Genomic DNA, 21,848 nt, shown 5'->3' with positions numbered 1-21,848 from the left:
CCCCGAACAAAAGCGGCCCTGACCGGCAGGTGTGACCGTCCTGTGGCGAATCGGTGTCGATCTGGCGTCTTCCCCACTCCAATGCGTGGATGGACTGGTCGCCCGCGGCCGCCCTCCGGTATAATCACATTCGGAAGCGGCGGCGCTTGTACGCTGCCGATGCGGAGGGGTCCGCGTGAACACCACCGATGTCAAGCGGCGCAGGACGCGCAACCAGGTGTACCTGTCCATCGCCATCTCGGTCCTTGCGCTCATGATGCTCGGCCTGTACGCGTACATGCGCCAGGTCGCTGCCGCCCGCGCGGCGGCTCACAAGCACTCCTTTTATGAGTACGTGGTGACGCACCACATCGGTCAGCTGACCGACATCGATACCGGCACCGGGATCGAGCCGATGTCGTACGTGCTCACGCTCGGGCATCCTCTGCCAGTGGATCAGCGCCTGTCGTTCGCTGTGGAGATGGCCCGGCTGTACGCCCAGTACGATCACGGCCAATCGCTGACCATCGTCTTCGTCGATCCCGCGACCAAGCGCCAACAGACGCTGGCCGAGACGCAGTACGACGCGCAAGCGCGGCAGTTGACGGTCTTGTGGACGGATGATCAGGGTACCCTGCACACTGTGAAGCAGCCGGTGAATTGGTAGGAGGCGACAACGTTGACGGATCTGGCCGTTGCGCTGGCCGCGTTCGCGGTCAGCTGGCTTCTGGTGCCGCCGCTGCGCCGGGTGGCGCTGCGTTGGCGATTCGTCGATCTGCCCAACGCGCGAAAAGTGCACAAACAACCTCTGCCCCTGCTGGGCGGTGCGGCCATCCTGGCCGGCTTTTTGGCGGCCAGCCTCGCCGGCTCCCTGCGCTTGGGGCACGTGCCTCGCGTGTACTGGGGCATGCTCGCCGGCTCGGTGCTGTTGTTCACCATCGGGCTCGTGGACGACTACTACAAGACCCGCGGCCGGGACTTCCCGGCGTCCCCGCGGTTCGTCGCACAGCTCATCGCCGCGGCGGTCGTGGCCGGCTGTGGCGGCACGGTCCGCGGTTTTTCCATGCCGTTCGGCCACCCGCACTTTGTCCAGTTTCCCGCGTTTGTCTCCATCCTGGTGACCTTGGTGTGGATCGTCGGGGTCATCAACGTATTCAATTTCCTGGACGGGCTGGACGGATTGGCCGCCGGGATCGCCAGCATCTCGGCGGGGACCCTCTTATTCATCGCCATCATCAAGGGAGACGCGGCCTCGGCCCTGTGGGCGGCCGCGTTGACCGGTGCCGCCCTCGGGTTTTTGCGCCACAACTTCTACCCAGCCCGCATCATCATGGGCGATGCCGGGTCGACGTTGCTCGGTTTTCTTCTGGCGTCGATCGCGGTGATCGGCGCGTTCAAATCCGCCACCGTCGTCTCCATCTTCGTCCCGGTGCTCGCGCTCGGGGTGCCCATCCTCGACGGGCTGCGGGTCGTCATCCGGCGCGCCCTGGAGGGCCGGCCGGTGTACAAGCCAGACAAGACGCACGGTCATCACCGTCTGCTCAGCTCCGGCTTCTCCCAGGTACAGGCGGTCACGTTCATGTATCTGCTCAGCGCCTGTTGCTCCCTGGCGTCGATGATCCTGGTGCTCCTGCAGCGCTGAGCGCGATTTGGCCGTCCCGGATGCGCCCCGGCCCTGTTCCCGGCCGAGGCGCCTCAGGACCGGCCCTCTTCGGCATCAGGCGAAGGATGCGAGGACCCGGCGCACCGTGTCGCAGACGGCGGACGCGTCCGTACCGGGTCCCGCTGGCGCAGAACCCTGGCCCTGCTTCGGGTTGCCGCCGCCTCTGCCGGCGTGTGGTTCGAGCGCGGCCCGTACCACGGCGCCCGCGTCCACCCGCGGATCGCGACTCACCACCACCAACGACACACGCTCTCCCGTGACCGCCGCGAGGGCGCACACGGTGGCCCCGTCTTCCCGCGCGGCCACGCGTTGGGCCAATCCCCGCAGCGAGTCCGCCGTATCCACGTCCTCCAGCGCCTCGCAGACCCACGGCCTCCCTGGCGGCTCTCCGCCTTCCGGCGCGACGCGCCGAACCAGCGCCTCCGCCCGCAGGTCAAGCCACTGATCCTGCAGGACACGCATCCGCTTCTGCGCACCCTGCGCCTCCTGCGACAGCTTCTCCACCGCCGCAGGCAGGTCCTCGACGGACACCGACAGCCGCCGCGCCAGCTCGTTCACCGCCTCAAAACGCGCCTGCACGACGCGCAGGGCCCGTTTCCCGCAGACGAAGGTCAGCCGCGTGCCACCCCGCATCCGCTCCATTTTCACCACTTTGATGAGCCCGATCTCCCCCGTCCGGCGCGGGTGGGTCCCGCCGCACGGATTGTGATCGAACCCTTCGATGGTCACGACGCGCACATCCTCGTCCACCTTGGGCGGACGCCGCAGCGGCAGGACGGCCAGCTCCTCCTCCGTGACAAAACGCGCATAAACCGGGCGGTCCTCCCACACCACCTGATTCGCCAGCCGCTCCGCCTCCGCCACCTGGTCCCAGGTGAGTTCGGCATCGAGATCGACGGTGACCCACTCGTCTCCCAGGTGAAACCCGACCGTATCGATGTCGTACAACCGCTCGAAGCTGGCCGACAGCACGTGCTGCCCACAGTGCTGCTGCATGAAATCGTGCCGCCTCTCCCAGTCGATCTCGCCTTCGACGGCCTCCCCCGTCGGGAGCGGCCGGTCGGTGGCGTGGACGACCTCCCCTTCCTCCACGAACACGTCGAGCACCTGCGCGGGGCCCAACCGCCCCGTGTCGTACGGCTGGCCACCGGACGTCGGATAGAACGCGGTCTGATCCAAGCGGACGAGCCATCGTCCCCCCGCCTCCCGGCAACTGGTGACCACCCCGGTGAACCGCGTGCGATAGCTGTCGTGGTAATAGAGCCTCTTCTCCGCCAGGGACATGCCGCCCACCTCCGACCTGATTTTAGCCGGCGGAGGCCTGGAGGGACAATTCCAAACGCTTCATCTTGCAACGATTCAGGGTTGATAGTAGAGTGACAGGTGACTGCTATCGCCTCATCTGGGCCCGCCGGGCGCCCGTCTTCATCTTCTTCGGCGGCGCGGCGGCACGCGGGGATATGAAGAATCCGCATGCACTCATCGCGTTTTTGGATTCCCATTCGACACAGGCCCCGTGTTCTGCGAAAATGTGGTTCAGAAATCGAACAGAGAGTGGGGGAAATATCATGCCAGTGTTTCACGATCCGTTCGGCGTGAAGCGCACGCTGACCGTGAACGGGCGCAAGTTCACGTACGCGCATCTGAACGCCCTCGAAGAAAAGGGAGTGGGGCAGGTCTCCCGCCTTCCTTTCTCTATTAAGATCCTGCTCGAGGCCGTGCTGCGCCAGATCGATCAGCGAGCGGTGACGGAGGATCACGTCCGCCTGCTCGCCACTTGGAACGCGGCCTCCCCGGCGCAAAACGAGATCCCGTTCAAGCCGGCCCGCATTCTGCTGCAGGACTTCACCGGTGTGCCGGCTGTGGTCGATCTCGCCGCCATGCGCGCCGCCATGAAGCGCCTCGGCGGCGATCCGAAGCGCATCAACCCGCTCGTCCCGGTCGATCTCGTCATCGACCACTCGGTACAGGTGGATGCGTTCGGCTCGCGCGAGGCGCTGCAGTTCAACATCAACAAAGAATTCGAGCGCAACGAGGAGCGGTATAAGTTCCTGCGCTGGGCGCAGAAGGCATTCGACAACTTCCGCGTCGTGCCGCCTGGCACAGGCATCGTCCACCAGGTCAACCTGGAGTACCTGGCGACCGTCGTGCAGCAGAAGGAGATCGACGGCGAGATCGTGGTGTTCCCGGACAGCCTCGTCGGCACCGACTCGCACACCACGATGATCAACGGCCTCGGCGTCCTCGGGTGGGGGGTTGGCGGCATCGAGGCGGAGGCTTGCATGCTCGGCCAGCCGCTGTACATGCTGATGCCTGAGGTCATTGGCTTTAAACTGACCGGCCAGCTGCCGGAGGGCGCGACGGCGACCGACCTGGCGTTGACGGTGACCAATCTGCTGCGCAAAAAGGGCGTCGTCGGCAAGTTTGTCGAATTCTATGGCCCGGGCCTGTCGAATATCAGCCTGGCGGACCGCGCGACGGTGGCCAACATGGCACCGGAGTACGGTGCGACGATGGGCTTCTTCCCGGTCGACGACGAGACGTTGAACTACCTTCGCAGCACCGGCCGCAGCGAGGAGCTCGTCGCCCTGGTGGAGGCGTACACCAAGGCACAGGGCATCTTCCGCACCGACGACACGCCGGACCCGGTGTTCACCGATACCATCGAGCTCGACCTGTCGACCGTCTCGCCGACGATGGCGGGTCCGAAGCGCCCGCAGGACCGCATCACCCTCAAGGACATGAAGGCGACGTTCGAAGAGGCGCTGCGCAAGCCCATCGACAAGGGAGGCTTCGGCCTGTCCGACGAGCAGGTGACGAAAGAGGCCACCGTCCGCTTCCAGAACGGCGCAACCGAGGTGATGAAGACGGGGTCCGTCGTGATCGCCGCCATCACCAGCTGCACCAACACCTCCAACCCGTCCGTCATGGTGGGCGCGGGCCTGTTGGCGAAAAAGGCGGTCGAGCACGGCCTGACGCCGCCGCGGTACGTCAAGACCAGCCTGGCGCCCGGCTCCCGCGTAGTGACGGACTACCTGGAGAAGGCGGGCCTGCTCGAGCCGCTGTCCCAACTCGGATTTGACGTGGTCGGTTACGGCTGCACCACCTGCATCGGCAACAGCGGCCCGCTCCCGGACGAGGTGGCGAACACCATCCGCGAGAACGACCTGTTGGTGTCCGCGGTGCTCTCCGGCAACCGCAACTTCGAAGGCCGCATCCACTCGCTGGTGCGCGCCAACTACCTGGCATCGCCGCCGCTGGTCATCGCGTACGCGCTGGCGGGGACGGTCGACATCGACCTCGTCCACGAGCCGCTCGGCACGGACAAGGACGGAAAGCCGGTGTATCTGAAGGACATCTGGCCAACCTCCCAGGAGGTCCAGGAGACCATCCGCTCGGTCATCACGCCGGAGATGTTTAAGGCCGAGTACGAGCACGTGTTCAGCGCCAACGAGCGCTGGAATGCGCTGGAGACGCCGGAAGGCGAGCTGTACGAGTGGGACAAGGCGTCCACCTACATCCAGGAGCCGCCGTTCTTCGTCGGCATCACGGCGGATCTGCCGGAGACGGGCGACATCCGGTCGGCCCGAGTGTTGGCCCTGCTCGGCGACTCGGTGACGACCGACCACATCTCGCCCGCGGGCAGCATCGCGGCAAACAGCCCGGCTGGCAAGTATCTCATCGAGCACGGCGTCAACCCGGTCGACTTCAACTCGTACGGGTCCCGCCGCGGCAACCATGAGGTGATGATGCGCGGCACGTTCGCCAACATCCGCATCCGCAACCAGGTGGCCCCAGGCACCGAGGGCGGCCTCACCACCTACCTGCCGACCGGCGAGGTGATGCCGATCTACGACGCGGCCATGAAGTACCAGGCGGACGGCACGCCGCTGGTCGTCATCGCCGGCAAGGAGTATGGCACCGGGAGCTCCCGCGACTGGGCGGCGAAGGGCACCAACCTGCTCGGCGTCAAGGCCGTCATCGCGGAGACCTTCGAGCGCATCCACCGCAGCAACCTCGTCGGCATGGGCGTGCTGCCCCTGCAGTTCAAGGAAGGCGACTCCTGGCGGTCGCTCGGCATCACCGGCCGTGAGACCTTCACCATCGAGGGGCTGGCGGGCGAGCTGACGCCGCGCCAGACGCTGAAGGTCACGGCCACCCGCGAGGACGGCAGCCAGTTCTCCTTCGACGTGGTGCTGCGCCTGGATAGCCAGGTGGAGATCGACTACTACCGCAACGGCGGCATCCTGCAGACGGTGTTGCGCAACCTGCACGCCGGCGCCTGATCGACGTCCGGCGCACTGCCGGCGGCATCGAAAGAGGCGGTCCCGAAGTGCTTCGGCACTTCCGGGACCGCCTCTCTTCTTTTTTCCATCATCCGAAGGGGGGCGAAAACCTCAAGCCTTACAGGCAGCGACGCAGGATCTCGGCCACGTCCTCCTTGTCCAACTTCTTGAACGAGCCGAGCTTGCGGAAGCGCACCGCCTGCTCCGCCATACGCTCGATGTGTTCGTCGCCGATCCCGTAGTCGGCCAGCCGCTGCGGCGCCCCGATGCGCCGGAAGAAGGCACGTACCTCCGCGATCGCCTCCCGGGCCAGCTGATCCACCGACTTTCCGGCGGGATCGATCCCGAACACCCGCGTCCCCAGCTGCGCGAACCGCTCCGGCCCGGCGTCGACCACGTAGTCCATCCAGTTCGGGAACACGATGGCCAGCCCGCCGCCGTGCGGGATGTCGTAGATGGCGCTGATCTCGTGCTCGATGGCGTGGCACGCCCAGTCGCCCTCAACACCCATATTGATCATCCCGTTGAGAGCCATCGTGCTGCAGTACATCATCGTCTCGCGCGCGTCGTAATCGGTCGGGTTCTCCAGCGCCTTCGGCGCCGTCTCGATGATGGTGGCGATCACCGACTCAATCAGCCGCTGCTGCAGCGGCGTGTTGTGGGTCGGGTGGAAATAATGCTCGAAGCAGTGCGCCAGCATGTCGCACGTGCCGTACACCGTCTGGTCGCGCGGGACGGTGAAGGTGTTCTCGGGATCGCAGAAGGAAAAGCGCGGGAACGTGTGCGGCGGCGCGCTGCCCCCGAGTTTCTCCTTCGTCTCCCAGTTGGTGATGACGCCGCCGGCGTTCATCTCCGAACCCGTGGCCGCCAGTGTCAGGATGGTGCCCAGCGGCAGCGCGTCGTTGGCCTTCGCCTTGCGCTGGTACACGTCCCAGATGTCGCCGTCGAACTTCGCCCCCATGGCGATCCCTTTGGCGCAGTCGATCACGGACCCGCCACCGACGGCCAGGATCAGGTCGATGTGCTCGTCGCGGCAGACCTGGATCCCCTTGTAGACGGTGGTGAGTCGCGGGTTCGGCTCCACACCGGGCAGCTCGAACACCTGCACACCCGCCTCTTTCAAAATGCCCATCACCTTGTCGTACAGGCCGTTTCGCTTGATGCTGCCGCCCCCGTACACCAACAGCACCCGATTGCCATAGCGCGTGACCTCAGCCGCCAGATGCTGTTCGATCTGGCCCTTGCCGTAATACAGGACTGTGGGATTGTGAAAGCGGAAAGGATTCACGTGTCGGCCTCCTTTTCGGTGAGCGGGCCGGCGGCGTGTCCTCGCCGGCCCGACCTTCCCCATTGTACCGAAATCGGGGCGCCAACGTGAAATCCGCCGGGACCGGTGCGTCCGCCCGGTCTCGGCGGTCCAGTCTCAACGGGTTGCGGTTCACGCCGCGATGGCCTGTGCACGGTGTTGCGGCGCACGGACCAGGAGCGTGAGGATCACGGCCACGACCAACGACACCGCCATGAAGATATAGGATGCCCCCGGTCCGCCGGTCACACCGTTCAGGTAACCGACAAAGTACGACCCGACAAAGGAGCCCAGCGCCCCCATGCTGTTGATCAGCGCCGTCGCGCCGCCGGCGACATTTCGCGGAAGGATTTCCGGAATGATGGCGAAGAAAGGCCCATACGGCGCGTACATCATGCCGCCTGCGAGGACGAGCAGCACGTAGGCGATCCAGAAATGCGACGGACCCAGGGCATACGAGGCGTAGAAACAGACGGCGCCCGCCAACAGGAACGGCCACACGAAGCCCTTGCGGTTCAGCGTGCGGTCGGAATACTGGGACGCGACCAACATCAGGATGGCCGCCAGCAGATATGGCAGCGAAGACAACCAGCCGGTGGCGACGATCCCCGTGTTGGAAGCCGCTTTGATGATCGAAGGCAGCCAGATGACAAATCCGTACACCCCGATGCTCCAGAAGAAATACTGGGCTGCGAGCAGGACGACCGACGGCGTGCGGAACGCCTCCCGGTAGTTGCGAACGACCTTCAGTTCCTTCTGCTCGGCCTGCAACGCGCCCGTCACGGCCTGCTTCTCGGCCTCCGTCAGCCACTTCGCCTGAACGGGCTCATCGTCGACGAGCTTCCACCAAATGAACGCCCAGAGGATGGACGGGATGCCTTCGATGATGAACATCCCTTGCCAACTGAACCAGTGCACCAGGTAGCCGGAGATGACGGACATCCACAGCACCGTGACCGGATTGCCGAGGATGAGGAACGTGTTGGCGCGGGATCGCTCGGCCTTGGTGAACCAGTGACTCAGGAAGATCAGCATCGCCGGCATGACTGCGCTCTCCACCACGCCGAGCAGGAAACGATCGACGAAAAGGAGCGGGATGTTCGTGATCACCCCTTGCAGGGACGCCAACACCCCCCACAGGATCAGGCTCCAGAAGATCAACTTCTTCGCACTCCGGCGCTCCGCATAGTGCGCACCGGGGATTTGAAAGAAGAAGTAGCCGAGGAAGAACAGGGCGGCCAGCAAGGACGAGGCGCCTTGCGTAATGTGCAGCGCCTTGGCCATGCCGGACGCGGCGCCGAACCCGTAGTTGGATCGATCCAAATAGGCCAAACTGTACGTGATAAATGCGAGCGGTATGAGACGTGCCCAGCGCTTGCTGGACAGGTTCGCCTGTGCGTCCATCTTCACCCCTCCTACCAAATTCAGGTCAGATGTGCCGCCCGGGCGGTAGAACCGCGGGCGACCAAGCGCGCCGGAAGTTCAATGAGCTCCGGCGGCATCTCATCCTGTGCTTGTATGCGCGCCCACACCCTGCGCATCGCGGCGACCCCAAGTGCGTAGGTGGGTTGTTCGATCGCGGTGATGCCGCCATATACCAAACCCGCCCAATCCGGATTGTCGAAAGCCACGAGGCCCACGTCCTCCGGAACGCGCACCCCGAGGGTGTGCAACCCCTGCACCACCCGCAGGGCCACCACCGCGTTGGCGCAGCACACGGCGCGCGCCTCCCCTGCCGTATCCGACAGGAACTTCGCCAACTGCGTTTCGACCTCTCCCGGGACGCGGACGTTTACCTCAAACACATCGTCCGTTCCCTGTCCCGCCTGCTGCTCCATCACCTTTCGATAGGCGCTGACCCGCTCCGCGCGCGAACTGATCCCGCCCACGGGCTCGGTGAACCAGGCGATGCGCCGGTATCCCTGTTCCAACAGGTGCATCAATCCCGCACGGGTGGCCTGCCGGTTGTCCACGCACACGGTGTCAAAAGGCAGCGCAGGCACCTTGCGGTCCACCAGCACGATGGGTGTTCGGTCGTGCGCCAACTCCTTGAGAAAGGCGTTGTTCTGCCCAGTCGTGTTGATGATGAGTCCATCGATGCGGTGCGCCTGCAGCATGAAAATGTACTCCCGCTCCTGCTCCGGATCGTTGCCTGTGTTGCACAGCAGCAGGTTCATGCCGCAGCGTTTGCACTCGTCCTCCACGCCGCGCAGGACATCCACGGTAAACGGATTCGCAATGTCCGCGACCACCATCCCCACGAGCCCGCTGCGCCCTCGCTTCAGGCCGCGCGCCATTTGGTTGGGCCGATAGTCGAGCGCCGCAATGGCGGACTCGATTTTGTGCCGGGTCTCCACGGACATGAGGTGGTAGTGCCCGCTCAAATAACGTGACACCGTCGTCTTGGACACGCCCGCCGCGCGCGCCACGTGCAGAATCGTGACCGGCCTGTTCCTGTCACGCCTGGGGCGATCCGCCACATGCTCCCTCCTCTCCGAATGGCCCGCCATCCGGACAAGCAGACCTCATTGAAACCGTTCCCTGAAACCGGTTTCTATCCTTACGATAACAGGCTCGCCGTGTCCCTGCAAGAGACACGATTTGATTCGTCTTGGAGGGTCCCGTACACTCGACGTGTGCGAGGTGACACCGTGTCAATGACATCTGCTTCCTCTCCATCCGTGCGCGACGTCGTCGTGGTCGGCGGCGGCCCGGCCGGGCTCATGGCCGCTATCGCCGCATGCGAAGCTGGCGCCGACACGCTCTTAATTGAAAAAGGCCATCGCCTCGGGCGCAAACTGGGCATCTCCGGCGGCGGCCGCTGCAATGTAACGAACGCCAAGCCCCTGCCAGAGCTGATGAAGAACATCCCCGGCAACGGGCGCTTCCTGTACTCCGCCCTCCACCGGTTTTCCAATGAAGACGTGCGGCGCTTCTTCGAATCCCTGGGCATCCGGCTCAAAGAGGAGGACCGCGGGCGGGTGTTCCCCGTCTCCGACAAGGCGGAGACGGTCGTGAAGACGTTGGTGAACAAGGTCCATGACGCGGGCGCCGAGGTGTGGGAAGATTGTCCGGTGGGCGGATTGCTGGCAGAGGACGGCGAGATTCGGGGCGTGCGCCTGCGCAGCGGCGGCGAAGTGTCGGCGCGCTCGGTGGTGGTGGCCACCGGCGGGTGCAGCGTCCCGAAGACGGGCAGCACCGGCGACGCCTACCCGTGGGCCCGCCGTCTGGGCCACACCATTGTCGATCCGTATCCCACCGAGGTCCCCCTCACCAGCGACGAGCCGTTCATCCGCGAACGCCGTCTGCAGGGCATCTCCCTGCGCGGCATCACCGCGATCGTGCGCGATGGCCGCGGAAAGCGTCTGACGGAGGAACAGGGAGACGTGCTCTTCACCCACTTCGGCCTCAGCGGCCCGGTGGCGCTGCGGTGCAGCCACTACGTCTCCACGGCGCGCCGGCGCGATCCGGGGGTGGCGTTGACCGTCGAGATCGATACCCTGCCGGCGTGGCCCATGGCTGATCTCATGGCGGATTGGGCGAACCGCCGCCAGGCGGAGCCCCGCAAGCGAGTCCGCACCGTGATCGAGTCCCTCCTCCCGGACCGCTTGGCCGGGGTGATCGTCGAGTGCGCAGGAATCCCGGCCGAGCTCACGCTGGCGAATGCCCGCAACGCCGATCTCGAACGCCTGGCCCGGCTCCTCAAAGCGTTTCCGGTCCGCATCACCGGGACGCTGCCCCTGGCGCAGGCGACCGTGACCGGCGGCGGCGTGTCGGTGAAAGAGATCGACCCGCGCACGATGGAGTCGAAGCTTTGCCGGGGGCTGTTCTTCGCGGGCGAGGTGATGGACGTGCACGCGCACACGGGCGGCTACAACATCACCGTCGCCTTCTCCACCGGCCATCTGGCGGGCACGTGTGCCGCCGAGAGGGCCCTGTCGCTGCGAGCATGAAGGCCCGGTTGTCCTGGGGTCATGTCGTTCCCGCCGGCCGTTCCGGCACCGGCGCGCGCCTCTGTGCGCCCCGCGCCACGCGGCGCAGCAGCCAAAGCGCGTACGCGCCGGCCGCCGCCAACATGGCCGCAGAGGCCCAGAGCATCCCCCGGTGCCCGGCAGTCGCCAGGATCACGCCGCCGAGAGACGATCCAATGGCATTCCCGAGGCTGTTTCCGAACACCCGCACGCCGAACATCTGCGCGTGCTCCGTGGGCGGCGTGTGCTCCAGGAACAGCGCATCGACCAGCGAGCCCGGGATGTTCATGAACCCGGCCCGGAGCAGAAACAGCGCACTGAACGCCAAGGGCTGACCGGCGAACGCCAGGGCCAGCGTGAGCCCAGCGGCCACACCGAAGCTCAGAGCGAGCGTGTTCCCATACCGTAGCCGGCGCACCAAGCCCGCGACGGTCAGGGCGCTCAGCGAAATCATGAACGTGGACAAGGCCGACACTGTGGACGTCAGACGATCCCCCGCATGGAACACGCCATTCAAGACCAAGGTGGCGAACGGATTGAACAGGCCGAACGCGATCCCGAACAGGAGGGTGTACACACTCATCGCCAGGATCCGGCCGCTCGGCATGCGGAAGGCGTGCGCGGCCCGGGCGTCCGGCGCGCGGACGAAGGCGCGGATGAGGGGCGCCGCCATCGCCAGGCCTGCGGCGCCGAGCAACGCCGTGCGGTAGGAGGTCCAGGTGCTGAGAAACCCGGCCGCGACCGCCCCGCACCCCATGGCGCACATGTACAGCGCGACGAAGCGGCTGAGGACCCCGGCCCGCTCCTTGCCCCGTTGAAGCGAGGTCAACACAACGTTCTCTGTCGTCGTCAACAGGGCGTTGCCGAGCCCCGTGAAGGCCGCGCAGGCGAGCCAGGCGACCCAGCCCCCGCTGATCCCCGTGAAGACGTAAGAGAGCGGGATGATGAGCGTCGCCAGCCGGAAGACCCTGGAGGCACCCAGCCAATCGGCCACCGATCCCAGCAACAGCCCGCACAGCCCCGCAGAGAACGAGGTCGTGGCGAAGAGAAGGCCGATGTGCGCGTCATCCAGCCCTTGCGCGCGGTAAAAGAACGGCTGAGCGAACCCCACGCCGCCGATGCCGGCGCTGAGAAACACTTCGCTGATGTAGTACAGCCACAGGGAACGGTTCATACGCCCTCCTCGGTATTGGTGGGCCGCCCGCCGTCTCCCGGCGACGACGTGATCGCCGCGCGCCCGCTCGGTCCGCGCCGATTCACATCTTCTCGCCAAACCGTTCCATCAGCAGCACCATGTGCAGGATGCCGCGTTCGAAATCGGCCACGCGGATGGACTCGTCCGGCGCGTGCGCGCGCGAGTTCCACCAGCCGCAACCGGTGGAGACAATCGGCAGATCCATTCCCAGAAACTCGCCGAACGGGTACATCGGCCCCGTCCCAGCCGAGTTCGGGTGCAGGACCACCTCCGCCTCGTACGCCTCCCTGGCGGTGTCTATCACCATCTGGACAAACGGGTGATCGAGGTTCGAACGGTACGCCCGCTCGCCGTTGATCTGCGTCACCTCGACGTCCGTGAACCCGTGCTTGTCCAGGTGGCGCCGCACCTTGCGCAGGATGTCGTCCGGGTCCTGATTCGGCACCAGACGGCAGTCCACCTTTGCCTGGGCCCGCTTGGGCAGCACCGTCTTGCTGCCCTCGCCCGTGTAGCCGCTCTCGATCCCGCAGATGGTCATGGTGGGCTCGAACAACAGGGCGTAGTTCGGGTTGGCGTCTCCGGTGATGAGCGGCCGGCGCAGCCCGTAGAGAGATTTCAGGTCCTCGACCGGCAGCTCATCCGCAATTCGCTTGAGCGCTTCGGACGGGGTCACCACGTCGTCATAGAATCCCTCCACCAGGATCCGGTTGTCCGCCGACTTCAGGGTCGCCAGGGCGTGAACCAGACGCCACGCCGCGTTGTCGAGCACCGCCCCCATGGACGAGTGCACGTCCACGTCCGCCCCGTGGCACCAGAACTGCAGGTAGCACATCCCCTTGATACCCGCCACCAGCTCCACCTGTTCGTACTGGTTTTTGCCGCCGAACTCCCAGATGCAGGCGTCGGCCCGGAACAGGTCGGCGTACTTCTCCAGATACCTTGGCAGCGCGGGCGACCCGATCTCCTCCTCGCCCTCAATCAGGAACTTGACCCGGCAGGGCAAGCCGCCGTTCTCCTTCAACAGGGCGATGGCGTTCAGCCGCGCGACCAACTCCCCTTTGTTGTCGGCCGCCCCGCGAGCGTACAGCTTCCCGTCCACAATCTCGGCCCCGAACGGCGGCACCGTCCACTCCTCCAGCGGTTCGGGCGGCTGCACGTCGTAGTGGTTGTAAAACAACAGCGTCCGGTTCGGATTCCCGTTCGGCCCCGGTTCAAAGCAGGCGTACACCACCGGATTGCCGCCGCAGTCGTCGAGGACCCGGCATTCTCCGCCCAAGCCTTCGATCATCTTCCGAACCATGGCGACCGTCTCGGCGATCCCCACACCCTGCGCCGAGATGCTCGGCTGCCGGCAGTAGCGCTGCAGCATCGCGATGGCTTCCGGCAACTTCTCCTGCACTTGTGCTCTCCAGTTCACGCCTACGCCTCCTCTGCTCGTCTCAAAGACCGACTTGAACATGTCTCGTGCACCCATGCGAAACATCCATAGCATGCCGAGAGCGTCCGCGACCGCCGGGCGCCGGAGGCGCGACGGCGGCCGTTTGGCTCCGCGGAATGCGCGGGCGCCCGGGCGCGAGCCCGGAACCCCGCTGTCCATGAAGGGTCACTGCAAATGACTTACCGAAGCGCCCAACTCCCCGCCGAGGCGGCGGGAATACTTCCCGACCTGCGGCGTGCCGTACCGATGGTGCAGCAGCTTGTCCACAGGCTCCCCGCGGGCCATGCTCCGGCTCGCGAGCGCGTTCATCACCGGCCCGGACGCCTCGTCGCCGCGGCCGATGGACTTGCGTCGAGAGGATGTCATCGCACGCACCTCCGTCACGGCGGGCCAAACAGGTGTAGCCTGCCCCAGCAGGGCTCGCCGCATGACCCGCGCAGCCCCCGCTGAAAGGCCGCATCCTACGCCCCCTCCCATCGTTTCGGATGACGGAACATCCAACGATAAGAATACCAGAAGGCTTCCGAAAAGTAGAGAGGAGGGGCGGCGCTGAGGACGCTCGCCCCTGTGGCGGAGGAACCTTGGGTCCGGACAGCCAGGATCGCGTCTCGGCGGCCCGACTCAGCGGGCGTCTTCGGACCTGCGATTGAGGTCAGGCAAGAGCCAGTGCACCAGGAGCCCGGCCAGCGTGGCGTAGGCGATGCCGTTGTTCGGGTACCCGACGCCGACGATGAAGATCACGGCCACCACGATGAGGTTCTTCATGTTCGTCAGGTCGACCTTCTCTTCAATCACGTGGCGGATGCCCATCGCCGCGATCATCCCGAACAACAGGATGCTGATCCCGCCCATCACCGGGACGGGGATGGTGTGGATGAGCGCTCCCACCTTCCCGAACAGCCCGAGCAGGATGGCGATGACCGCTGCACCCTGGATGATGCGGCTGGAGAACTGGCGCGTGATGGCCAGCACGCCGAGATTCTCTGCGTAGGTGGTCTGGGCCGGGCCCCCGAGGAACGCCGAGAGCGCCGTCGCCACCCCATTGCCGACGAGGATGCGCGGAAAGCCCGGGTCCTTCGTGACATCCCGGCCGATGATTTCGTTCAGCACGAACATGTGGCCGAGGTCCTCAATCATGGTCACCAGCGCGATGGGAGCCATCGCCAGGATGGCGTCGAGCGTCACGGCCGGCGCGGTGAAGTGCGGCAGGGCCACGACCGGCGCCGCGTGCAGCGCAGTAAAGTCGACCGCGCCCCGCACCCAGGCGTAGATGTACCCGATGAAGATACCGACCAAAATGGGGACGATCCGCATTTGGCGCGTTCCCGCCAGCGACGCCACGATGGCCGCGAGGAGGCTGACCAGGGCCACATCCCAGCGCACGGCCGCCATCTGCGAGACCGCCGTACCTGCGAGGGCCAGGCCGATGATGGACACCACCGGCCCCACGACCACCGGCGGGATCACCCGGCGAATGCGCTGGAAGCCGACCGCGGTCACGAGCAATGACACCAGCGCGTACATGACCGCCACTGCGAGTAATCCGGCCACCGCCTGGCTGGGTGAGTGGTGCTTGGTCACAAACAACGTCAACGGGGCGATGAAAGCGAACGAAGAACCCAGGTACGTCGGCACCTTGCCCCTCGTGATCCAGTGGAACACCAGCGTGCCGACGCCGCTGGCGACCAGTGCGGAACCGGGATCGAGTCCGGTCAGATACGGGACCAGGACCGTCGAGCCGAACATTGCGAACACGTGCTGAACGGACAGTGGAATTGCGCGCAACAGGCGCACATGCATCCCCCTCACATGAAGACATACCCTCTTGTATCTATCACGAATCTACGAAACCGACAAGGGTATCTTCACCGTGTCAGGGGTATCGTTATACACGAAGGATGTCCTCACAACGCCGCGGCGTCCGCCTCAGCCTCAGGGGTGTACACCTTGGATTCGTACCGGCCGAACCAGATCCGGTACAGGGACGATCCCAGCAGATAGAGCAAGGCCGTCCCGCTGAACGCGATGGCGTAACCCGTGTACGGGCCGTACAGGTGAACAATCTGGGTACTCACCGGCCCCATCACCGCCCATCCCAGCGTCCACAACGTCTGTCCCAAGCTGACGGCCAAGCCCCGGACATCCTCGTGAACCAAGGCCATCATCACCGAGTCCTGGATGGGGCTGGCGGAGTTCATGAGGGCATTGCGGACGATGACCGCACCCGAAGCCAGCCAGACGTTGGACGCCCACCCGGTGATGAGCAGAAACGGGATGGAAGCCATCTGCAAGCCGACCGCCGCGCGGACGGGCCCGAAGCGCTTCGCCAAGGCAGGCCCGACGAACATCGCCAGCGCGGTGCACGCCTGAGCCAAGCCGATGACCAAGCCGATCCCTGCCTTGGCCATATGGAATCTCTCGGCGAAGTACAGGTTGAGGTACGGGATGACCAGTCCCGCTCCAAACCCGATCAGCGCGGAGCAGACGGTGAACTTCACAATCAGTGCGAACTGCTCCCGCTCCGCGGCGAGGCGCGGCCACATCTCCCTCCAACCGGCGCGGCGCGCCGGGGGACCTGCCTCCGGCTGGTCCGGACGCCTCATCTCCTCGGTGCGCGAGAACGGGATGACGGCGGAAATGGCAAACACCCCGCCCACCAACAGGGCGGCGCGAATGGACCACACCGGGCCTAGGTACGCCCCCAATCCCTGCGCCAGGGAGCCGGCGATAAAACTGCCGAGCACCTGCGCGACCAAACCGATGGCGAAGTTCACGCTGAACAGGTGAAAGCGCTCCTCCTGGGCCGTGTTCTCGGCGAGAAACGGCAGGATGGAGACCCAGATCACCGACTGCACCAGTCCGTTGATAAAAGCGCTTGCAACGATCCAAAACGGTTGGGTCACGAACACCTGCCCGATGGACACCACCGCGCTGATCAGCCCTGCGCCGACAATGGCGCGTTTGCGGCCCAGGCGGTCGCTGATGATCCCCGCGGGGACCAGAGAGATCACCCCCGCCAGAGACGAGGCTGACACGTACGCACCCGCGACCGTGTCCGGCAGACCCAAACTCTTGATGTACAAGTTGTACAGGATGCTCGTAAAACCGCCACTCATCTGAGACAAAAAAGCAGCCAAAAAGAACAGGCGGACATTGCGATGGGCGCCTGTAATCGCATCCCGGTAATCGACGGCCATCCGAAGCAGTGTCTGCATGATGACCTCCTGTGAACTTTCCTCAGTCCAGAGAGCATAACACAAGGTTTCCGGCTTGGGAAGGGGCCGTGTTCACCCACCTCGCATAACCCGGCCCCAGGTGCACAGAATACGCCTGTTCACCCAACAGCGAGGAGGTCCACAGGATGCCGAAACCGGATGATCGTTCGGATAATGTCGAGCACATCGCCGATGCCATTCAAAACACCATGGCCAATATCCGCGAGACCCGCGACTTCTTGAAGGCCCACGGCGAGGAGATGCGACCCGAGGACAAGGCGGCGTTGGAAGCGAAGAATGAGCGTCGCGAGGCCGCCATCGAGGGCTTCCGCGAAGAGATCAAGGACGAGGCGGCCTATCAGCAGCGCACCTAGTCCTTGTACACACCGGGGCCGCCCGGCGACGTTGGCCGGGCGGCCCGTTTTTGCCCGAATGTGGTATGCTCTCTACAAATGCAACCGAATCCCAAGGTGATGCCGATGGCAGCGTCGTCCACACAGACTATTCCGCTCATCCTCGCCTCCGGGTCGCCCCGGCGCCAGGAGCTCCTCGCGTCCCTCGGCCTCGAGTTCGAGGTCATGCCGAGCCATGTGGACGAAGATGTCCCCGCGGGGATCCCGCCCGCCCAGTACGTGGAGACCCTGGCCGCGCGTAAGACGCGGGCCGTGGCGAACCGTCTGGCTTCACGGAGCCATGCCCCGGCCCTGGTCATCGGGTCGGACACCACCGTCGTGATCGATGGAGAATTCTTGAACAAACCGGCGGACGAGGCCGAGGCCGTCGCCATGTTGTCACGGCTGCAGGGCCGGACCCACGAGGTGTATACCGGCCTGTGCGTCCGCCACCACCCCAGCGGCCGGGAAGAGATCGCCCATTCGATCACGCGGGTGACCATGCGCCCTCTCACCGAGGAACACATCTGGCGCTACGTCCAAACCGGCGAACCGATGGACAAGGCGGGCGCGTATGCCATTCAAGGCTATGGGGCGACGATCGTCCAGCGGATCGAAGGGGACTATTTCACCGTGGTGGGGCTGCCCGTGGGCCTCTTGGCCGAAATCCTTGAGCGGTTCGGCGTGACCGTTTTCTAACCTAAGAGGCCGGCGAGACGGACCCCAGCTGGCGCCCGTGGACGGGCAGACGCGGGGCCCCTCTCATACCGGCCCTCCATCAGCCGGCGCGGAGGCCGGCGAGGACCACCATCAGCCATCCGGCGAGGAAACACAGCCCGCCCACCGGGGTGATGGCCCCGAGGGCCCCTACACCCGTCAGGGTGAGGGCATACAGGCTGCCGGAGAACAGGATGATGCCGGCGACGAACAGCCACCCGGCCCAGACCAACAGGCTGGACCCGCCGAGGACGGCGGCGAGCGCGGCGACCAAGAGCAGCGCCAGCGCGTGCGTCGCCTGGTAGTGGACACCGGTCTGGAAGACCTCGAGCCGGTCCGGGCTCAGGCGCTGTTTGAGCGCGTGGGCGGCGAACGCCCCCAGAGCCACCGCCAGGAAGCCGAAGATCCCGCCGGCGACGATGAAACCTCGGTACATCAGCCTCTCCCCTTTCAGCGCGATTCCAGGTGGAGCAACCGCGCCAGCCCTTCGTCGCCCAGGCGGTTCCCGACGTAGAAGCCGCCGAACTCGCCGAACCGGGCGCTTGCCTCGTCGAAGCGCATCTCGTAGACGAGCTTTTTGAAGTGCAGCGGATCGTCCGCGAACAGCGTGACCCCCCACTCCCAGTCGTCCAAGCCCACCGATCCGGTGATGATCTGCGTCACCTTCCCATGGTATTTACGGCCAATCAAGCCGTGGCTCTTCATCATCTCCCGCCGCTGTTCCATCGGCAGCATGTACCAGTTGTCCTCGCCCTGCCGGCGCTTGTTCATGGGATAGAAACACACGTATTCCGTCTTCGGCAGGACCGGCTTGAGGCGGCCCTGCAGGTAAGGGTCCGTGTCTGGATCCACCCCCGGCTTGCCCAGATAGGCGGACAGCTCGACCACCGATACGTAGGAATAGGTGGGTTCGGTAAAATCGGCAAACCGGATCTTCTGAAAGCGCGCCTTCACCTCGTTCAACTCCTGGATGGTCGGGCGCATGTGCAGGAACATCAGGTCGGCCTTGTGTCCGGCCATGTGGTACTGGCCGTACGCCCCCTTGCGCTGCCCTTCCACCTCGGCGAACGCCCGCGTCAGGGCGATGAGCTCGTCCACCGCCCGGGCGCGCTCCTGGGCGGAGATGGACCGCCACGCCCTCCAATCGATCCGCCGCATGTCGTGCAGCGCGTACCAACCTTCCAACGTCTCAACCGCTTCGTTCATCGGTCCGTGACTCCTTTTTCAAGATCCGGCGGCCCCCGCCGGTGTGATGGGGTGCATAGGCGGCACAACCCCGCGCCGTCTATACTATCCATACAGTAACGCAATCGCCGCTCCGGTACAAACCTCCATCGATTTCAGAACAACAGTGGTCGTCATCGGGGTATTGAACATACACTGTTGTGTCGCCATCCTCGCCAAGATGGTGATCGCTGCTCCGACTCAGCGAGTCAAGGATGGCGTTTCTTTCGTTTCCTTGACTCGCTCGTCGGGAATTCTTATCCTCTGAGGCATCGCGTGGAATGGAATGGAACCTCACTTCTTCGTGACGGGGCTATGGTAGGTATACCGTCTTCAAATGGTGTAGATTCAAAAGCTGTTTTGCCCCATTGGCTGTGTACAGTTCTGCCAGGTTGATGTCTGGGTCGACACCCTTCAATTGCCCAATCTTGTTTGGGTCATCCCCCATATCGAAAACCACCATGTTTCCCGTCAGTCTTTTGCATAGTTCCTTGAATGTTCTTGGAAGCGAAGTAGGTGCCGTACGGTGCGGAACGGACTCCGCATCCAGCGCGTAGGGAATCACATTGTCCGGATAGGGCATGATCCATTTCAGGTGCTCAATATTCACGAAAATCGTCTTGTAAACGGGCGAATGGAACACAAAGTAATCATTCATGACGCTCGTCAGGTATCCGTGAATGGTGGTTTTGCCAGACACATAGATTTCTACAAAATGACCTCTGGCGTGCATCAAAACCTTCCGGAACGAGGTGGTTTCGTTATCGGCACGGAATGGATGGTCTCGAGTCGGTAAAGGTGCCACCTCATTCCCGTCTGAAATTGGGCCAATTCTTTGAACGTGGACCAACGGAATGTAGTACACGCTATCCGTTTGCGCTTGATGGATGACCAGGATGTCGGGGCCGTCTTCCAGTAACGGGCCGCTAAAATACTTGTGCCCGGACAATTCTATATCGACATACTTTCCAGTAAGTTCATGCAGGAAATTCATCGCCGACTTCTCCTTTGGCTTAGAATAAAGTGGACACCCAGAAATACAACACGGTCAATGTGAACGCAACCGTAACCGGAATCACAACGATTGTGGTGCGTATATATTTGCCCCAACTGACTTTGACTTTGCCTTTCTGGCAAATGTGCATCCACATCAATGTGGCGAGCGTTCCCATCGGAAAGAGAAGCGATCCCATGTCACTGCCGATGACCGTCGAAAGATAACTGACTTTCAAGGCAAGGGGGGTGAGGTGCATTTTTGTCAACGTCAGCGTTCCAATCATCAGCGCCGGGTGATTGTTGAACAAATCCGACATGAGTGAGACAAGAATCCCCATGATGAAGGCGGAATGGAACAAACTCCCCGTCACAATGGGATGCAAATGAAGCACAATCCAATCTGCCAATCCAATCTTGTACAGACCATAGATCACCACGTACATGCTGAAAGCAAAAACCAAAATGTACCACGGGGTTTTCTTGATCATGTCTACGGGCGTTATTTTTGCGTATATCCAACGCCAAATGAGTAGTACAACGGAACCCGTCACGGCTGCCAAAGGAACCGGGATGCCAACGTACGACGCAACGAACAAGGCGACGCGAACGCCGAAGACAAAGAGGAAAATATTGAGCATGAACTTATTCCTTGCCTTTGGATGGGTCAACCGTTGCATTAGAGGGGATGGCGCTGCGACTTTTGCAGTGAACGGCGCCGCTTCCCACTTCTGCCAAGGTTCCGGCCAATATCGGTGCGGGTGTGGTGGATGATGTGGATGGTATCCGGGTATCGGATATTCGCACGGTCCCACCGGAGTCGTTTTCAGTTTTCTTGGCAGATTTTTACGAAAATAGAGATATAGCAGGCAAACCATAACGAACAAACCGAGTGTAGCTGGGACAAACATCATCGCAGTGTGCATGTAGAGCGACATATCCACGATTCTCAGGGCGATGAGGTTGACGATGTTGCTTACCCCAATTGGCGCACTCGACGCGGTCGCCGTTAACGCTCCGCTCAGCAAATATGGGATTTGCTGGTGCGGCTTGAGACCAAGTTTTCTCAGTAAGATGAGCAGAATCGGTGTGGTAATGAGGATACTTCCATCATTGTTGAAGAAGAGCGTCATGAGAAAGCACAACAGGTTTACCAACCAGAAGAGTCGTATCCCCGACCCTTTTGCTTTCGCTGCCACCAAGTCCGCAGCCCATTGAAAAAACCCAAAGCTTTCTAAGATGTTCGCCATGACCATCGTCGCCAAGATGGTGATCGCTGCTCCACCAACAGTTGTCGTGATGGTTCCTAGATCCGCCAACGTAACGCTCCCGCTCAGCAGCACGAGTGCTGCACCACATGAGGCTGGTATCGCCTCATTCATACCTCTGGGTCTCCAGAAAACAAACACGACGGTCAACAGGAAGGCAGTTACTGTGAGCAACTCAGTAAACAGACCCATGATCGCCAT

General features: G+C 63.6%; 19 protein-coding genes. 6 read left to right on the top strand and 13 right to left on the bottom strand.

Going from position 1 to position 21,848, the window contains the following annotated elements; translation table 11 throughout:
• Positions 1–175 precede the first annotated feature (175 nt).
• The gene (locus tag N687_RS0116980; RefSeq protein ID WP_029422998.1) at positions 176–646 is read left to right on the top strand and encodes a hypothetical protein; all 471 of its coding nucleotides are present in this window, start codon (positions 176–178) and stop codon (positions 644–646) included.
• A 12-nt stretch (positions 647–658) separates the two neighbouring features.
• Entirely contained in the window at positions 659–1,621 is a 963-nt protein-coding gene (locus N687_RS0116975) for an MraY family glycosyltransferase (RefSeq protein WP_035462456.1), read from the top strand.
• Positions 1,622–1,696: 75 nt separating this feature from the next.
• Here N687_RS0116975 and N687_RS0116970 read toward each other — a convergent pair whose 3' ends face one another.
• Positions 1,697–2,926, bottom strand: coding sequence for an alanyl-tRNA editing protein (locus N687_RS0116970; RefSeq protein ID WP_035462454.1), 1,230 nt, complete (start codon positions 2,924–2,926; stop codon positions 1,697–1,699).
• Between the two features lie 284 nt (positions 2,927–3,210).
• Between N687_RS0116970 and acnA the strand changes: the two genes are divergently transcribed.
• Positions 3,211–5,928, top strand: a complete 2,718-nt coding sequence (gene acnA / locus N687_RS0116965) for an aconitate hydratase AcnA (protein WP_029422995.1) — start codon at positions 3,211–3,213, stop codon at positions 5,926–5,928.
• Positions 5,929–6,046: 118 nt separating this feature from the next.
• Here the strand turns inward: acnA and N687_RS0116960 are convergent, their stop codons facing one another.
• The 3 genes from N687_RS0116960 to N687_RS0116950 form a co-directional block, all read right to left on the bottom strand.
• Positions 6,047–7,216: an iron-containing alcohol dehydrogenase gene (locus N687_RS0116960; protein WP_029422994.1), complete on the bottom strand. Its 1,170-nt coding sequence runs from the start codon at positions 7,214–7,216 to the stop codon at positions 6,047–6,049.
• A 150-nt stretch (positions 7,217–7,366) separates the two neighbouring features.
• Entirely contained in the window at positions 7,367–8,638 is a 1,272-nt protein-coding gene (locus tag N687_RS0116955) for an MFS transporter (protein WP_029422993.1), read from the bottom strand.
• 20 nt (positions 8,639–8,658) lie between these two features.
• Positions 8,659–9,714, bottom strand: coding sequence for a LacI family DNA-binding transcriptional regulator (locus N687_RS0116950; RefSeq protein WP_051663379.1), 1,056 nt, complete (start codon positions 9,712–9,714; stop codon positions 8,659–8,661).
• A gap of 177 nt (positions 9,715–9,891) precedes the next feature.
• Here N687_RS0116950 and N687_RS0116945 point away from each other — a divergent pair, with 177 nt between their 5' ends.
• The gene (locus tag N687_RS0116945; protein WP_029422991.1) at positions 9,892–11,187 is read left to right on the top strand and encodes an NAD(P)/FAD-dependent oxidoreductase; all 1,296 of its coding nucleotides are present in this window, start codon (positions 9,892–9,894) and stop codon (positions 11,185–11,187) included.
• A gap of 19 nt (positions 11,188–11,206) precedes the next feature.
• Here N687_RS0116945 and N687_RS0116940 read toward each other — a convergent pair whose 3' ends face one another.
• The 5 genes from N687_RS0116940 to N687_RS0116920 form a co-directional block, all read right to left on the bottom strand.
• Positions 11,207–12,379 carry an MFS transporter gene (locus N687_RS0116940; RefSeq protein ID WP_029422990.1) on the bottom strand — a complete coding sequence of 391 codons (1,173 nt, stop codon included), beginning with the start codon at positions 12,377–12,379 and terminating at the stop codon, positions 11,207–11,209.
• 82 nt (positions 12,380–12,461) lie between these two features.
• Positions 12,462–13,769: a M20/M25/M40 family metallo-hydrolase gene (locus N687_RS0116935; RefSeq protein ID WP_231493634.1), complete on the bottom strand. Its 1,308-nt coding sequence runs from the start codon at positions 13,767–13,769 to the stop codon at positions 12,462–12,464.
• A 234-nt stretch (positions 13,770–14,003) separates the two neighbouring features.
• Positions 14,004–14,204 carry a hypothetical protein gene (locus N687_RS0116930; protein ID WP_029422988.1) on the bottom strand — a complete coding sequence of 67 codons (201 nt, stop codon included), beginning with the start codon at positions 14,202–14,204 and terminating at the stop codon, positions 14,004–14,006.
• Between the two features lie 255 nt (positions 14,205–14,459).
• A complete protein-coding gene (locus tag N687_RS0116925) occupies positions 14,460–15,632 on the bottom strand; it encodes a solute carrier family 23 protein (RefSeq protein WP_231493518.1) in 1,173 nt (390 codons plus the stop codon).
• Between the two features lie 110 nt (positions 15,633–15,742).
• On the bottom strand, positions 15,743–17,053 hold the full coding sequence (locus N687_RS0116920) for an MFS transporter (protein ID WP_051663378.1): 1,311 nt from the start codon (positions 17,051–17,053) through the stop codon (positions 15,743–15,745).
• Between the two features lie 146 nt (positions 17,054–17,199).
• Here N687_RS0116920 and tlp point away from each other — a divergent pair, with 146 nt between their 5' ends.
• A complete protein-coding gene (tlp, locus tag N687_RS0116915) occupies positions 17,200–17,427 on the top strand; it encodes a small acid-soluble spore protein Tlp (protein ID WP_029422985.1) in 228 nt (75 codons plus the stop codon).
• A 105-nt stretch (positions 17,428–17,532) separates the two neighbouring features.
• Positions 17,533–18,144 (top strand): Maf family protein, encoded by a 612-nt coding sequence (locus N687_RS0116910; RefSeq protein ID WP_029422984.1) that lies wholly within the window; start codon positions 17,533–17,535, stop codon positions 18,142–18,144.
• Between the two features lie 79 nt (positions 18,145–18,223).
• Here N687_RS0116910 and N687_RS0116905 read toward each other — a convergent pair whose 3' ends face one another.
• From N687_RS0116905 to N687_RS0116890, 4 genes are all read right to left on the bottom strand, one after another.
• The gene (locus tag N687_RS0116905; RefSeq protein WP_029422983.1) at positions 18,224–18,598 is read right to left on the bottom strand and encodes a DUF423 domain-containing protein; all 375 of its coding nucleotides are present in this window, start codon (positions 18,596–18,598) and stop codon (positions 18,224–18,226) included.
• Between the two features lie 14 nt (positions 18,599–18,612).
• Positions 18,613–19,368, bottom strand: coding sequence for a hydrogen peroxide-dependent heme synthase (gene hemQ, locus N687_RS0116900; RefSeq protein WP_029422982.1), 756 nt, complete (start codon positions 19,366–19,368; stop codon positions 18,613–18,615).
• A 331-nt stretch (positions 19,369–19,699) separates the two neighbouring features.
• Positions 19,700–20,380, bottom strand: coding sequence for a hypothetical protein (locus N687_RS0116895; RefSeq protein WP_029422981.1), 681 nt, complete (start codon positions 20,378–20,380; stop codon positions 19,700–19,702).
• 19 nt (positions 20,381–20,399) lie between these two features.
• Positions 20,400–21,839 carry an arsenic transporter gene (locus N687_RS0116890; protein WP_029422980.1) on the bottom strand — a complete coding sequence of 480 codons (1,440 nt, stop codon included), beginning with the start codon at positions 21,837–21,839 and terminating at the stop codon, positions 20,400–20,402.
• Positions 21,840–21,848: the final 9 nt, after the last annotated feature.

Source organism: Alicyclobacillus macrosporangiidus CPP55, from assembly GCF_000702485.1.
Classification (GTDB): domain Bacteria; phylum Bacillota; class Bacilli; order Alicyclobacillales; family Alicyclobacillaceae; genus Alicyclobacillus_H; species Alicyclobacillus_H macrosporangiidus_B.
The sequence above is the reverse complement of the archived record's forward strand: the minus strand, read 5'-3'. Positions and strand labels throughout refer to the sequence as shown.